Consider the following 14474-nt stretch of genomic DNA (forward strand, 5'->3'; position numbering starts at 1 on the left):
TCATCCTCCCAATTGGCACATCCTTAGGATTGCGAGGTTTTGCAGTCCAACATGATGCGCCCAATTTCTTGCGTCTGATATGTCCAACCGCTCCCACCGGTCGCTTATTCCAAACTTGAGTCTCATTCACTCAAGTTTTGTTTTTATGATAATTGATTTGCTTTCTTCAAATGCATTTCGATCAATGCTGTGTCCTCAGGTGGCCGAGCCCACAACCTCTGGTGATCGAGCCCACAATACGATATGCGACCAAGGCCATAGTGCAGCACATAGTGAAACTGAAACCGTAACAATAAAGGCGCATGACACCTGCCATGCGCCTTGTATAGAAAGTTTCTCTTATTGTCATGGCATTGCTGCTAGCGACTCATGAAACCGCATATCACAAATCAGCCACGAACCACGACATTACGCAGCGAACCGATACCCTCGACATGAACCACGGTCTCATCTCCCGGCTTCAACTGACCCGAAGCATGAGGCGTGCCCGTCAGGATCACATCGCCAGGCAGCAGCGTCGAGAATGCTGAAATACTTGCAATCTGTTCAGGAATTCCATGAATCAGATTCGCAGTGGTGCCGCTTGCTTCAGGAACATCCTCGCCATTGAGCGTGAAGGATATGGCCGCGTCCTTCCAATTCAACTCAGTTTCAATCCACGGCCCCAATGGACATGAGGTATCGAATCCCTTGGAACGTGTCCACATCGGATCCATTCCCTGCAAATCACGCAAGGTCACATCATTGACACAGGTGAACCCAAGCACATATTCCATGGCATGCTCGACCGGCACATTCTTGGCGATGCGGCCGATAACGACGGCGACTTCGGGTTCGAAATTCATATTATTTGAATACGAGGGCATAACAATCGGATCATCCGGGCCAATAACCGAGGTGCTGGGCTTGGTGAATACCACCATCTCCGACGGCGCCTGTGCCTGATCGCTTTGACCCTGCTCATGCATGAAACGCGCATGTGCGTCATAATTCTTCGCCAAGCCAAACACTTTGGAAGGAATGACCGGGGAGAGCAGACGAATGCCATCCCCGTCCAAAGGATACCGCTCACCCGTGGGAGCGACAGGACGCCCTCCCAAAGGATAGCCATCCAATACCACGAGATAGTCTTTGCTATCGTTCTCGTCTTGCTGCACAAAGGCATACTTCGGAACATCGTTCAGTGAAAAACGCGCGATTCTCATACTTCCAAGGTTACGACCATCGGCACATATGCGAAAGTCAATACATGCCGAATCTCATGTGACGGCAATCTTCACGCTTTATTTATATGCACGCTCTCCAAAAATCGCAGTCCCCACACGCACGATAGTCGACCCCTCAGCAATGGCGATGGCCATATCCGAGGTCATACCCATGCTCAGTTCCGTGCACAATTCGGTACCAGGTGCACCCGAAGCGAGAATCGCCTCACGGGTTCGACGCAGATGGGCGAATCCAGCAGCCACCACACGCTCATCATCCACATGCGCGCCAACAGTCATCAACCCCTGTAAGCGCAGACCTCCCATGGACGCAATACGTTGCGCCGTCATCACTGCATTGGCCGGATTGCAGCCGGACTTGGATGCTTCGCCTGATTCATTGACTTCCAGCAAAACACCCACCTCAATGCCGCGAGCAACCGCCCGACGCGCAATTTTCTCAGCCAGCTCCACTGAATCCACCGATTCGATCACATCTGTTACGGGCAATACTTTGCCGATTTTATTGGATTGCAATTGACCAATGAGGTGGAATGGGATATGTTCTCGGCTTCCTCCAGCCGGCTCACCTTCTTCACCGTCTTCTCCGTCTGCTTGAGCCGCTCCCAAAGCAAAGCCGCGCTCAGCGCATAATCTCAATAGCCCCTCGGCCTTTGCCGTCACCTCTTGGGGGCGGTTTTCCCCTATCATGCGCACACCTGCGTCGATGGCAGCCATGATTTCACCGACATCCCTTGTTTTCGTTGCCGCCAGCAATTGCACATTGCCAACATCGCGTCCGGAACGCTCACACGCTTGCTCAATGCCATTAAGAACTCTGTGCACGCCATCAACAATGCTCGTTCTCCTTGCATCATCAATATCAGTGTTGGCCAGATTCTTACGTTCCATATACGTCGCCATATTCACCCCTTGTCGCTCAATGCATCACCAATCCTAGCTTTGCACCGACACAACACCTCGGCAACGACATAACCATATTCAATGGCCGGTTATTCATATTCCAACAATCCACACGAAGAATCACAATGGAAAAACTCCAGCACAACAATCGCCGAAACAGGCGGATTCCAAATCTTAGGAGATGCGCAAGGACCATCACAAGCCGCTATGAATCAAATCATGCTTATTTAAGCAATATGTCCGACACATCATCCGGCACATTCCGATCCTCAAGCCGGCTTCGAACCTTCGACCAAGCAAACACTTGCAAGACATCGTCCGCCGACATCGGGACAGGTTCCTTCTCTTGCTGCAGGCCGAGAAGCCAGGCGCAGTACCCAATGACTCTTTCCGGCGCAATGCCATGCTCCCGCAGAGTCCCAAGATCCAGCGAGCGCTCACGCTTGGCCAGTCGCCGCCCTGCGGCATTGTCGATTAACGGCAGATGCGCATATTCAGGATTGAATGGAGAGGCTTTGCCCAAGCCCGCATGCTCGGATGTTGCCGGCAGATCTAGGGTCGCTTCTCCACATCTTGTATGACCTTGATCTTTATGACCTAGTTGCTGACCATGACCTTCATCGTGCGAGAGCACCTGTTGCGCGACCGGATATCCCTTTTCGCGGGCAGCCTTCACGAAACCGCCCGATACCAAGGCATCACGGATCCACATTTGCAATGCCGTCGAACGCAATAAATCGCGACCACGCACGATGTCATCCACACCCATCAGCAAATCATCCACCACAACGACCAGCTGATAGGACATCAACCCATCCGACCTTCTCACAATCGAATCGCCGATCTGGGAATGCAAAGAATACCGCTGCAGCCCAAAAACCCGATCGTCAAAAACAACTTTGTCATATCCGCTGCTAGCTGTCGGCATAGCTATTCGCAATGAATGCCTATCGCCATTGCGGACACGCATTTCCGATTGCTCCGCATCAGTCGATATCAACTCTCTGCACGTTCCTGGATATACGTTGAATCCATCACCTTCCTGTGGCGCCGACGTCGCTCGGATATCCGCGCGCGAGCAGAAGCACGGATACACCAAAGGCATGGAATTGTGATCATCATCGCTGTGCAAACGCATATTTTCAAGGGTTTTCAGAGCCAGCTCATATATCGCTCCGCGACGGGACTGATACTCTGGGTCACCTTCCCAATCAAGACCCAGCCAATGCAAATCATCCATGATCCATTGGTCGGCATTTTTCACCACACGCGGCATATCTATATCTTCGATGCGCAACACAATCTGCTGTTTCCGCGCTCGCGCAGATAGCCACGCAGCAAGCATGGCATAGGCATTGCCGATATGCATGCGTCCCGAAGGAGTCGGAGCGAAGCGTCCAGTCAAGTCATCTCCAATCACTGCATTGCGGCGTACTGCATATTGGCTTATGCCGCAGACGAATGATCAGCTCATCCACAATTCGCTGTCCAGAGGCCATTCATTGGGTGTGCATCCGTCGAGCCCCATGGATTGTTGCAGCATAACCGGGGCCGGATTGCCGGGGCCTGCGCATGGCGTCTCATTATCAATATGCCCCAATCGGTGACCGACTTCATGATTGATCACCAATTCACGATATCTGCCCAAGGTTCCCCCACCCTGAATCCATGAAGGAGTAGCCCCGTTCCAACGATCCGCATTGATGATGACGTCATTGCCGACTCTGCAACTGTATTCATCGGAGCATCCATCGGAGAATGTTGTCATATATTGCGCTTGAGCCAATGTAATCGTCATATCGCAAGCCTGCCCTGCAGACTGGTCCGCCAGAGTAAAGGTCGCCCCCGCGCGAGGCCATCCTTTGGGATTATTCAATGTGCGGAAAATCATATCCTCAAAACCGGCTGTATCACCCACATCACCTGTTGTGGAAACACAATAGGCATATTGCGCTTGCGCCTTCCCGCTCTGCTGAGCGGTTTGTTGAGCTTGGGCGAACAGTGCGGAGCGCTCATCGCCGTTCAACACATTGGCAGGCACATCGTCTGAGGCCGCAGCATCCGAATTTTGCGCTGAGGCATCTGCGTTTGCTTCGCCTTTCGATGCCGAGGAACTGCCATCTCCATCACGGTGCTTTGCATCCGATGACGACGCACCGGATTGCGAAGCACTGGACTCGGGCAGAGCTCGTGACACCCGTGCTGCCGTGGCAGCCTGGGATGCAGTGCGAATCAATCCCCATGCTCCCCACACACCGACACCGATTATCGCGAGTAACACCAAAGAAGTGAATGCGACAATAAGACCGCGTCGCACGGTGAACACCCGTTCAGGAACCGTGGTATTTGATGCGGGATCCACCAACCGATGAACCTTACGAAACCACCGACCGATCCGAAGCTTCGATGAGGAGCCAAAGCCAAGCAATGCCACAATAACGGAAGTCCACCAACGCCCCAGGGCATGCAGTGCACGCGCCAACCGATCCATCACCGCAATGCCCAATCGCTTCGCCTTGCCCAATTGCTCGTCATGAGTACTCGGCGGTAGCGGAGGATCCTTGGGAACATTGCTTTGCGGGTTATTGGCAGAAACCATAATCGCTCCTCAGACTGAATACTGACTCACACATTAGTCAAGCAGAATCACAAATGCCATGCGTATGGCATATGCGATTGTGATATGAAGAACCGCACTGCATCGAAAGATGACTGGCATACGCGAACGGGGACGCAGAGATGAAAACGGCTCCTGCATTCAATTGTGCAGGAGCCAGTGGCAATAGCGTTGGCAGTCACGAATTTGCATTACCTGCAACATTCCGCTGAGCCTACGCGCCAATCGCCAAACTATCCATCGATGAGGCTGCTAGCAAGCGATTGCCGGCAGCTATGAAGATCATGCTGCGAATAGCATCTTGAAAATGAATACGCCAACTATGGCACCGAGAATCGGAGCCACAACCGGAATCCATGCTTCGTTCCAACGTGAAGAACCCTTGTGGGAGATAGGCAGCAGCTGGTGAAGGATGCGAGGCATCAAATCACGTGCAGGATTCAGGCCTGGACCGGTGGGGCCTCCCATAGAAGCTACCAAACCCCACACGATGAAGCCCACCACGATTGAGGCGGCAGCCGGATCCTTGGCTCCCCAAGGGAGCGTCAGGCAGCACAGTGCGCCCAAAACCAGCATGAGCGTTCCGAAGAACTCGTTCAGGAAATAGTTCATGCGGCTATTGGATGCGTCGGTGGTGCAGAAGGAAGCAAAAATGGCATTGGCGTCGTCGGTATCGCGATAATGCGGATAATACGTGACAAACACAATGAGCTGGCCGACAGCCGCACCCAGAAGTTGAGCGATGATATACGGCAGCACAAGAGACCAGCTGAACATGCCATTCACCGCCTGCGCTATGGTCATGGCCGGATTGATATGCGTGCCGGAGATTGACCCGAACATCAACACAGGGAACATCACACCGAAGCCGTATCCCATGGCAATGTTCAGCCAACCCGCACGATGCCCTTTGGTATTCGCCAACTCAACGTTTGCTACTGCACCATTGCCGAACACCATCAGCATGGCAGTTCCGATGAATTCTGCCGCCAACTGAGTAATCAGAGGATATTGCACTGTCCTACTCTTCCATAACTCGTATCCTTGCCTGATATTCACCCAAAGTCGACCTACTTCCCAATATGACGCACTTCACCGGCGCAATCGATTCTTCAACGGAACGATTCGGGCAATTAGAAAGCAAGTCCTGCGAGTATCAGTGGTTCTGCATCTCTGCCCTGAGCGAACACAGGGACATGTTTGAGCATCTCCAAAGAAGTACTTTACGGCAAGGTATCTACTCAGCATGCCTCAGATCGCCGGATGTGTCGAGAACCTGAAAGGTTGGAAAATCGTTGCGAGACAAGTGATTCAACGGTATTGCGAGCGCGGTTTCGGGATGGGATGCCACTCAAATACCCGGGTTAATAGTATTTATTCCTTGTACATCCGAAACGACACGCCGAGTTGCACAACGCACAAGCTTGAGTATAGTAGTCACTCGGCTCAAGAAATGACCAACGCCCCTTTAGCTCAGTTGGTTAGAGCAGCTGACTCTTAATCAGCGTGTCCGGGGTTCGAATCCCCGAGGGGGCACTTTTTAAGCTCGCTGGAAACAGCGGGCTTTTGTTTTTTCACGAATAACACCGCAGCACAGATATTGCATGCGCGACAGCAGAATCGTCCGGAACTACTTCACCTTTGTCTTTGACACTTGAATCTGCCCTATTACTGAGGTCATGAGACGTCTCTGCGCTTGTCTCGATAGATTGCGCTGAGCCTTTTCCATCGACTCCTTGCGCATATTCTCTAACTGACGGGTCCGACTGAGTCCCGGTATGGCCATAAGCCTTGTCGTGTTTCTCATTTATTGCTATGCAAACAATAAACAATATTGCATAAAGATATTGATGCGTCTCGATCGCCTCGACCCTTTACGCGGACCGCCGGCATAGGGCGTCGTGCAGGCTAGTGAACCGCACGTCCAATCGTTGAATCCAAAGTCTTCAGTCCAACAATCTGAGTGCGGTTCACAAAGCAAGCACGCTATTTACTTCATGCGTATGGGATCACTTTGTCTTACGACGCAGAGTCATCAAAACGATGCCTCCAGCAACAGTGGCCAAAGCCACGAGCACCACAAACGCCCCGTTTGCGCCCGTTGAGGCAAGAGCACTTACACGGCGTTTCACCGCTTCCTTGCCGCCCTTGTCGCTTTCAGACGTGTTGCCTTGGTCGCTATCGGCTGTTTCGGACTTGTGGTCTCCGTTGTCGGATTGTTCTCCACTCTCCTCTTCATGAGCGATGATGGTGATAGCGCTTTCAACACTTGCTTCACCACTACGTGCAACCACAGCATGCGCGCCAAGCGCATAGTCCGCAGGAACTGTCCACTCAGTCGATGCGACGCCCTGTTCATCTGCTGCGACAGTAGGCAGCGTAACCACATCGGAATGGATTTCGAACGTGACTTCAGCGTTAGGAGTTACGCCACTCAAACGAAGCTTCACTACCTGACCGCGCTTGAATTCCGTCGCAGCATTATTCTCGCTTTCCAGAATCTCCAAGGTCAACGCATGGTCTTCACCTGGATTAGCCGGATCTGTAGGGCCAGTCGGATCAACCGGTTCTGTCGGATCGGTAGGACCTGTCGGATTGGTCGGATCCGTAGGATCAGTAGGGCCTGTGGGCTCAGTCGGATCCACCGGATCAACTGGGTCCACCGGTTCGGTTGGGTCAGTGGGCTCCTCGGGATCGGTTGGATCAGTAGGTTCAGTCGGCTCTTCTGGATCCGTAGGGTCAACAGGGTCAGTCGGCTCTTCTGGATCTTCTGGCATCACCACATTGCGGATCTCGGAATCCGACATCGTCGCCCACCGATATACCTTCTGCTGAACACCATCAGGCGCCGTGCCCCAAATATCCATCACATTGATGCCACGAGTAACCGGCACGGTGATCTTCCCGGTTTCTGACGATTCGATCCAAGACCCGTTGAGCCGCGCACGAACCATTGCACCATCGGCAGCAGCCACCGGAGTGATCGAGAACTCTGTAATCGATGGATCCAACATGCCCACAAATGCCGTTTGTCTAGAAAGATCAGCATCGGCGGAACCGAAATCTGCACCTCAACAACGGCACTTGAAAGATTCGCATTTCTGCCGGATGCTTCCCGATCGACCTCTTCAAGGCTTTCTTCGGCCCACGCAACCTGAGCGGCATCCGGAGCTTGGCCGCCCACGAGCGCCACGCCACGATCTCCAACCTTCAAATCGCTGAATCGATATGTCGGTGGATTCTGATTGGAACCGCGGTGGCCCGTTGCCATCAGCACAACGCGACCGGCATCGGCAATCGCCGGGATGTTCACCGGGCTGCCGATATCCTGGAACGTAGCTCCATCTTGAGACCACGAAGCTTGCATGCCCTGATCACCGCGTGAAAGGCGGAGCCAGATCGCCTGAGCATCAGGACCGCTCACCTTTCGGCTTTCTTCAGGGCTTGCATTCCGCTCGGTGACCACTGTGATTGTTGGCCTGCCGTTATTATGTTTGCGTTGCGATGCGATGTAATTATCGTCATCGGCATACAACAGCATGCCGACCTCTTCGTAGAAGTCCTGAGTCTTTCCTTCCATACGAACCGTCACGGACTCCCCTTGCGCCAAGGAAACATTACGCACAGCCTGCAGGTTATTCGGGGGCGTGCTTCGAGCCCATAATGAGGTGTTCGATGCGGAACGGACCACCAATGCATCACCGTCAGTCCAGGAATCCTGTGTCGGGCGAATGGCATCTATCGGATTGGTTGGAACGTCATTACCCGATTCCGTGATGGTCACTGCAACCGGATCGCCAACAATGATTCCGTTACCGGTATCGTAAATCGGACGAACCGCTACTGTACCTGCAGCGAGCGCTTGCAGTACGCCTTCTTCCGAAATGCTGGCTAAGGAGGGATCAGAAAGCACCCAGCGCACACTGTTGTTGGCATCGGCTGGATGATCACCGTTGACTACGAGACTATCTTCTGCATTCACTGTTGCGTCATCAGAATTGTTCGTGCGCACCACTCGGTTCAAACCGGCATCATGTGCGTTGTCGCTGAATGTGATGTTCCGAGAGCCCTGTAACGTGAACAATGTGCGCGATCCTTGTGTTCCCTGATCTGTGACTTTCAGTGTGGTGGAGGAGCCCACCGGCATGGTCTCCAAGGACGCTGTGGTCGTTAATGAGGAAGAAGCGTCATACTTGCGGTTCATGTTATTCGAGAATGTGGTATCCGCAACGTTTTTTGCGGTCAATATGCTTGCCTGGCCAATCGGGAAGGTGTTGTTTTCGATGGTCACATTATGATGCTCCGCTTGAGCCGGATCGTTGCCATCGGCTGTGGGGTCAAACCAAATGGTAGGCATGGGATTGCCGGCATAATAGCTAGGGCGGATGAATGTGTTGCCTCGGATGGTGATATCGCGGCTCATCGAGGATTCGAGCCAACTATTGGAATCGCCTGAAATATAAATGGAAGATATCCACATATTGTCAAAGACATTATCTTCAATCAGCACTTTGCCGCGTGTGGTCACTAGCAGGCCTCGCGTAGGGATTGATTCGAAATGATTGTCACGCACTACGACCTCTGGCTGATGAGTCAGATTGTCAGCAGCAACATTATTGATCTGCGCATCCTCAGGTAGATCACGATCGAAGGTGACAGTGATATCGGTAAGGCTGCGATTGTGTGAACGTTCATCCGGACCATCCACCGACACGACCTTGCTCTGCCATCCCGTATCAAGCATCGTGGAACGATCCACCAGAGCCACTTCGTCACTGGGATAGAGCTGCGGGAATCCAGCGGTTTCGTTGTGCTTGTATGAGGAAGTCGCGGTATTGCCGTTTTTGGTTGTCATTACCAAATACGTTCCGTGAATATTGATCGGATCATCGTGAACATAACCGAAATTGCAGGTTTCAATGGTCACTTTGCCCTTGTTGCCGGAGACCTGCACCAGATCGGCAAATGCGGCGGTGGTTCTCCATGAATCTGCCGGAGCGCGGAAATTTACGCCGCTCAAGGTCAGTCCATCACTTAAACTGCGAGACCAAGCCAAATCCGTGCTGATAACCCACATCGACATTGCTCAGAGTCGTGTTCTTTGACTGCCAGATGAAGAATCCAGGGGTATCGCGAGTGGTTGTGCGAATCTGATACGAGGTGCCAAGTTCAGCAGGTGTTGTTGAACCTGCGGCATAAGTGACGCGCACATGACCCGGTGAGGTTATGGCGACGTCACTGGCTTGACGGAATGGAATGGCTGTATTCCTCGCGGAACTTCTGGTATTACTGCCGTTGGCGACACTATATGTCTGACCTATGAAACTGGTCCTGCCGCTGCGTAAATCATCGTATGTCCAATATGGCGTGCCTGTCACTGGGCTGTTTTCAGAAGATACGGTGAATTTGCCTCCATCCGTGGATAGCTGATATCCATCAGGAATGCGGAGATCCTGCCATTGCGTGCCATCTTCGTTGGTTCCCTTGCCGACTATCGTTATGTCGACAACGCGAGGGGTGGTCCAATCAGTGGAAAAGTTCTGCATCTGGACACTGCTGGAATCGATGACTGCGAGCGTGGTTTGCTGACCATGGAGTTGAAAATGCGATCCTTGACCATCCACAATCACGTCAGAAACACCTTCCAGCAATATGGCAATGGTCTTGTCTTTGTATCGTCGGTCTGCACCGACAGTATTGGACACATAGAGTTCACGTACTTCCGCGGATTCAGGATAGAGCTGGTAGGTGCCTTGGGGGAACACCAGTCGCGATGGTGTACCGGCGTCAGACAATGTCTTGACTTCGGCTATGGCGGACTTCACTGCCTGAGCCGAATCCTTAACACCTTGAGGATCTGCACCAAAGTTGACGACATTTACCACTGATCGCTGTGCGTCATCCTGCGCATTGGCCGATAGTCCGTCTGCAGCCAATGCCATATGCGTGACAGGCACCATGGCAAGACTGACGAACATCGCTGCGACACCCAATAGGCGCCTAGCCACCCTATGAGGGACAGGCGATGCCATGGGTTATTCCTTTCGAGAGTGCCTGCATCATCGCGGGCACGGTCAATAATCAATATTCAGTTATTGAAGACAGCATTGTCAACATTCTTAACATTATGAACTAAGGATTCTACAAACTCATTTCCTTTGACATATATAGGTTTTGAGGCCTTGCATTGACGGTGAAATTGATTGAAGCCAGTTTTAGTTCATATTATTGTCTTTTGGTTGATTATTCGAAAGGGTTCTCCGGGAGCGGCGGTTCACACCACTCCGCAGCTACGTCTTTATGACGCGAAATACCAGTGTGGCCATCTCCAACTATTTGTGGAGATGGCCACACTGGACTCTCTGTTCTGCTCACCCGACGTCTGGCAGGCTCATGGGCTTCGGCACCTGCTCTCCCCCATGTGGGAGGAATGCATTCGTTACGCATTGATTGTCTATGGCCCGTATTGCATCATCTAAACCGACGCTAAGATGGCCATGCTCCCCCATCCATTGAGTATAAGAACGCACCATATCCAAGTCAGCCGTTCCCCAATTGCCATCCCCATCAAACCAAGATGGAAGCACCGCCTTCAGTGATGCTTCCAGCACTTCGGGATCGATGTGGCAAAGAGCGGGCTGGAGTGCTTGTACGCCAGCTTGCAAGTCTTCACGAACCATTGCATAACCTTGGACCGTTGCCTCAACAAAATCGCGCACCAAGACTGGATTACGGTCCAGAAATTCACGACGCACGCACACATAATATGAATGGTGTGGCGCCACATCGATGGAATCAAAAGGAAGAGTCACTGTCTGATCGAACGGTTGAGAACCTTGGAATGGCTCCCACCAAGCAACATTGATAAAGGCATCAAATTTGCCACGTTCAACTGAACGAATATCCGGCTCCCACTCACCTGGATCGATAGTAATGACTTTAGAGAAATCTCCACCATCCTTCGCAACTGCTTGCTCTAGCTCTGTATACAGACGCTTTACGCCCATGGGAATGCACACTCGTTTTCCCTCAAGATCACGAAAACGCGTAATACCAGTCGATTTGTTCGTAATGATGCCACCAATTTGGCATTGGTTCATCACCGCCACTGAAATCAGCGAAGCCTCACCTTGTTGATGGAACAGTAGCTGATTCAGGCGTACCAGAGCGATGTCATATTCACCTCTTGACAAAAGATATGCAGGATCACCGCGGAAAAAATCACCACTGGTGAACTCGACATCCAACCCTTTGTCCTTATATAGACCACGTTCTCGTGCAAGATACATTCCCGCATGGTTCGTCCATGGATGTACATATTCCAATCGAACATTAAGCATGTCCGCTCCTTTGTTTTTTCACTATTGCTAATTAACATCTATTGGATCAGTGAATGACAATGACTTTCCAATGTCACTTGCAGCGTATTTACCCATAAGTCGGGGCGCGCACCGCTGTACGGTAACGATTACGGATATCAATCCAATGCTCGACGAATTCCATCGAGCAAATCCCGCCCAGGGATTGTGTCAAACCATTGCATATGAGCCAAGAAACAAGAGTCATAGCACCATGCGGCATCTTCTAATCGTCGAGTACCGTTCATGTAATACTGGAGCCAATTCAAACCAGCCTCCGCTTGCGCCAAACGCAATACATCAGGCAGTATCTCTTTCTCGATATCACTTAAAGGCCGGACCTCTGCATAGCCCTTCAGTATCGCCTCTGCAACATCCAAACGATAAGCGTCAAGTTTGCCAGCACTCACTTCCACCCACTGAATAGCATGACGTTCAAGTGCCATAACTAGATCAAATAATGCTGTATTTCGATCAGCGAGACCAAAATCAATGACGGCACATGGACCATCATTTTCCCACAGAAAATTCGATATATGGGGATCTCCATGTATCCAAGTCGACTCAAGCTGTTCATAGGCATGCGCAATACGAGAGGCATACGGCCTTATAGCTTCTAGGTCATGAACAATATCGCGCTTGGTCATGCTTAGATATTCCGACACAGATGGTCGTTGAGCAATCCACTGTTGCCACTGTTTGTCAAGATCTGGTGTTGCAAATAAACCAAATGTATTTGTCATTCCATTCGGCACCATCCTTGGCTCATTGAATCCAGACGAGGCCAAATCAATGGATGCCAACATCTCGCCTAAGCAATACGCTTCGCTCAGGGTTGCCGGAGGATCCCAAGTAAGCGCCTTCCCATAACGATCCTCGCCTTCTGCAGCAGAGTATACTTCATATATGTCGTTACCGCGAATAGCTGTGGTATCGCCCGTTTTTTGCACTACCACGTCACTATTGCTGCCGGATGCAAAAGGCAAGAATATCGGAGTACAGATCCCCTTATTTGCCAAATAAGCGACATATCGATGGTATGGCTCGATGGTTTGAACATCGCGTACCGAACGTGCATAACGTTTCATAAACATCAGCCCATAATCGGTATCAATTAAAGCAGCTGCGGCCGTAGGCCTGCCACTATTCGACACAATAGCTCTTGCCCGTACTGGAGATTGAAGTAGATCGAAGACCGACTGTGCTTCTTCCAACTGAATATCCGGCCATCGTTGAATCACGATATCGAGCTGACTGTTTCCATTCGTATCCATACTGTTCTTAACCCCGTCGCCATGAACACAACGCTCTTTGACTTCCACAATTCCGTAAAGTTGCAGCGGCGGGAAGATGACAGACAATCTGCGACGATTGCATTCATAAAAATCAGCTGAAAATCCTTCCCGCTCGCTGTCAACGGCGTTTTATTCTTCTTGCATCAGCGAACGTCCGGATTCGAACTGCTCGAGTATTCCAGTTTTTGCAATCGCCGTGAACAACCACCACATCAAGGCACCGGAAATCACAATGCCGGAGACAAGGTTGGCGGCGAAATAAGCTGCAAGATACATTCCATCAACAGGCATACCTATGTATTCCGTCACTGCTGTGTAGACGAATCCACCGACCGCTGTGCTAGCGCCTGCAACCATCGCAATCCAGATATTCCAGATGCGATAAGCGGCGATGAGAAAAACGATCTCTGTAAAAGCTCCTTGAATAATGCCCGTAACCAATGAGCCGCCAGCTCCCCACTGATTACCAAGGAGTAGCTCCAAGGCAGCGCCTAGGGTTTCTGCATAAATAGCAGCTCCAGGCTTTCGCACAATAAGCATTGCAATTACGCCGCCTATATACCAAAAACCATTCAAGGTACCGCCCAAACCAGGGACAACAGCGGACAAAAGCGCATAAGGGGCAGGAATAAGAAAATCAACAATCCAGAATACGAGACCCGAGGCAACCGCGATAAGCGAAGCTGTGGCAATATCAACGGTCCGCCAGCGCATTGATCGCCGAATCGAGTTCAGCCAAGTTGAAAAGACGTTTTCTTCCATGTTCATTGGTTGTGTTGCAGCCATGACAATCACTCTTTCAATGAGGCCCGTCCGTTTCGCCAACGACCGGGGCAAATTGTCACGGAAGGTATGCATGACTATGCGAGAAATCGATGACTCCGTTCGACGGTACTAACCGCGTCACGTTCAACGGTCGGAGACTTTCGTCTCCCTCTCAGCTTTGCAGCTCCCGTGCATGTACGTTTATGAGGCTACGGATGGGGTGGGACATGGATAGATGGAAAACAACCACACAACGGTTCCAATTCCCACGCGCGTTAAGTCGACACATGAACTATGCTCCGAGAATCAA

Annotated in this window: 12 protein-coding genes and 1 tRNA gene; 1 reads left to right on the forward strand and 12 read right to left on the reverse strand. The window is 51.4% G+C overall.

Features of this window, described 5'->3' with window-relative positions:
• Positions 1 to 389: 389 nt before the first annotated feature.
• The 5 genes from BITS_RS02435 to BITS_RS02455 form a co-directional block, all read right to left on the reverse strand.
• Complete coding sequence (locus BITS_RS02435) at positions 390 to 1205, reverse strand: fumarylacetoacetate hydrolase family protein (RefSeq protein WP_026642289.1); 816 nt, start codon at positions 1203 to 1205, stop codon at positions 390 to 392.
• A gap of 78 nt (positions 1206 to 1283) precedes the next feature.
• The gene (locus BITS_RS02440; RefSeq protein ID WP_026642288.1) at positions 1284 to 2129 is read right to left on the reverse strand and encodes a YggS family pyridoxal phosphate-dependent enzyme; all 846 of its coding nucleotides are present in this window, start codon (positions 2127 to 2129) and stop codon (positions 1284 to 1286) included.
• 223 nt (positions 2130 to 2352) lie between these two features.
• Positions 2353 to 3534 carry a glutamyl-Q tRNA(Asp) synthetase gene (locus BITS_RS02445; protein WP_026642287.1) on the reverse strand — a complete coding sequence of 394 codons (1182 nt, stop codon included), beginning with the start codon at positions 3532 to 3534 and terminating at the stop codon, positions 2353 to 2355.
• Positions 3535 to 3594: 60 nt separating this feature from the next.
• Positions 3595 to 4728, reverse strand: a complete 1134-nt coding sequence (locus BITS_RS02450) for a DUF3152 domain-containing protein (protein ID WP_238556526.1) — start codon at positions 4726 to 4728, stop codon at positions 3595 to 3597.
• Between the two features lie 300 nt (positions 4729 to 5028).
• Positions 5029 to 5763, reverse strand: a complete 735-nt coding sequence (locus tag BITS_RS02455; protein WP_026642285.1) for an MIP/aquaporin family protein — start codon at positions 5761 to 5763, stop codon at positions 5029 to 5031.
• Between the two features lie 445 nt (positions 5764 to 6208).
• Between BITS_RS02455 and BITS_RS02460 the strand changes: the two genes are divergently transcribed.
• Positions 6209 to 6282: transfer RNA gene (locus tag BITS_RS02460), tRNA-Lys, on the forward strand.
• A gap of 94 nt (positions 6283 to 6376) precedes the next feature.
• On the opposite strand, the gene BITS_RS09440 is transcribed toward BITS_RS02460, so the two are convergent.
• The 7 genes from BITS_RS09440 to BITS_RS02485 form a co-directional block, all read right to left on the reverse strand.
• Positions 6377 to 6553 (reverse strand): hypothetical protein, encoded by a 177-nt coding sequence (locus BITS_RS09440; RefSeq protein WP_162832369.1) that lies wholly within the window; start codon positions 6551 to 6553, stop codon positions 6377 to 6379.
• Between the two features lie 202 nt (positions 6554 to 6755).
• On the reverse strand, positions 6756 to 7640 hold the full coding sequence (locus BITS_RS08870) for a hypothetical protein (protein ID WP_238556527.1): 885 nt from the start codon (positions 7638 to 7640) through the stop codon (positions 6756 to 6758).
• Positions 7613 to 9766 (reverse strand): DUF1349 domain-containing protein, encoded by a 2154-nt coding sequence (locus BITS_RS08650; RefSeq protein ID WP_162141990.1) that lies wholly within the window; start codon positions 9764 to 9766, stop codon positions 7613 to 7615. The genes BITS_RS08870 and BITS_RS08650 overlap by 28 nt, the downstream gene beginning before the upstream one ends.
• A 10-nt stretch (positions 9767 to 9776) precedes the next feature.
• Positions 9777 to 10778 (reverse strand): hypothetical protein, encoded by a 1002-nt coding sequence (locus BITS_RS08655; protein ID WP_051264359.1) that lies wholly within the window; start codon positions 10776 to 10778, stop codon positions 9777 to 9779.
• Positions 10779 to 11117: 339 nt separating this feature from the next.
• Positions 11118 to 12086, reverse strand: a complete 969-nt coding sequence (locus BITS_RS02475; RefSeq protein WP_044259291.1) for an ABC transporter substrate-binding protein — start codon at positions 12084 to 12086, stop codon at positions 11118 to 11120.
• A gap of 137 nt (positions 12087 to 12223) precedes the next feature.
• A complete protein-coding gene (locus BITS_RS02480; protein WP_152571238.1) occupies positions 12224 to 13426 on the reverse strand; it encodes a phosphotransferase enzyme family protein in 1203 nt (400 codons plus the stop codon).
• 102 nt (positions 13427 to 13528) lie between these two features.
• Positions 13529 to 14185, reverse strand: coding sequence for an ECF transporter S component (locus BITS_RS02485; RefSeq protein WP_051264358.1), 657 nt, complete (start codon positions 14183 to 14185; stop codon positions 13529 to 13531).
• Between the last annotated feature and the right edge of the window lie 289 nt (positions 14186 to 14474).

Source organism: Bifidobacterium tsurumiense (genome assembly GCF_000741765.1).
Taxonomy (GTDB): Bacteria; Actinomycetota; Actinomycetes; order Actinomycetales; family Bifidobacteriaceae; genus Bifidobacterium; species Bifidobacterium tsurumiense.

Bases quoted from the DNA above. Each gene is read 5' to 3' on its own strand.
- BITS_RS02435 (WP_026642289.1), bottom strand. From the start codon at position 1,205: ATGAGAATCGCGCGTTTTTCACTGAACGATGTTCCGAAGTATGCCTTT.
- BITS_RS02440 (WP_026642288.1), bottom strand. From the start codon at position 2,129: ATGGCGACGTATATGGAACGTAAGAATCTGGCCAACACTGATATTGAT.
- BITS_RS02450 (WP_238556526.1), bottom strand. From the start codon at position 4,728: ATGGTTTCTGCCAATAACCCGCAAAGCAATGTTCCCAAGGATCCTCCG.
- BITS_RS09440 (WP_162832369.1), bottom strand. From the start codon at position 6,553: ATGAGAAACACGACAAGGCTTATGGCCATACCGGGACTCAGTCGGACC.
- BITS_RS08655 (WP_051264359.1), bottom strand. From the start codon at position 10,778: ATGGCATCGCCTGTCCCTCATAGGGTGGCTAGGCGCCTATTGGGTGTC.
- BITS_RS02475 (WP_044259291.1), bottom strand. From the start codon at position 12,086: ATGCTTAATGTTCGATTGGAATATGTACATCCATGGACGAACCATGCG.
- BITS_RS02485 (WP_051264358.1), bottom strand. From the start codon at position 14,185: ATGGCTGCAACACAACCAATGAACATGGAAGAAAACGTCTTTTCAACT.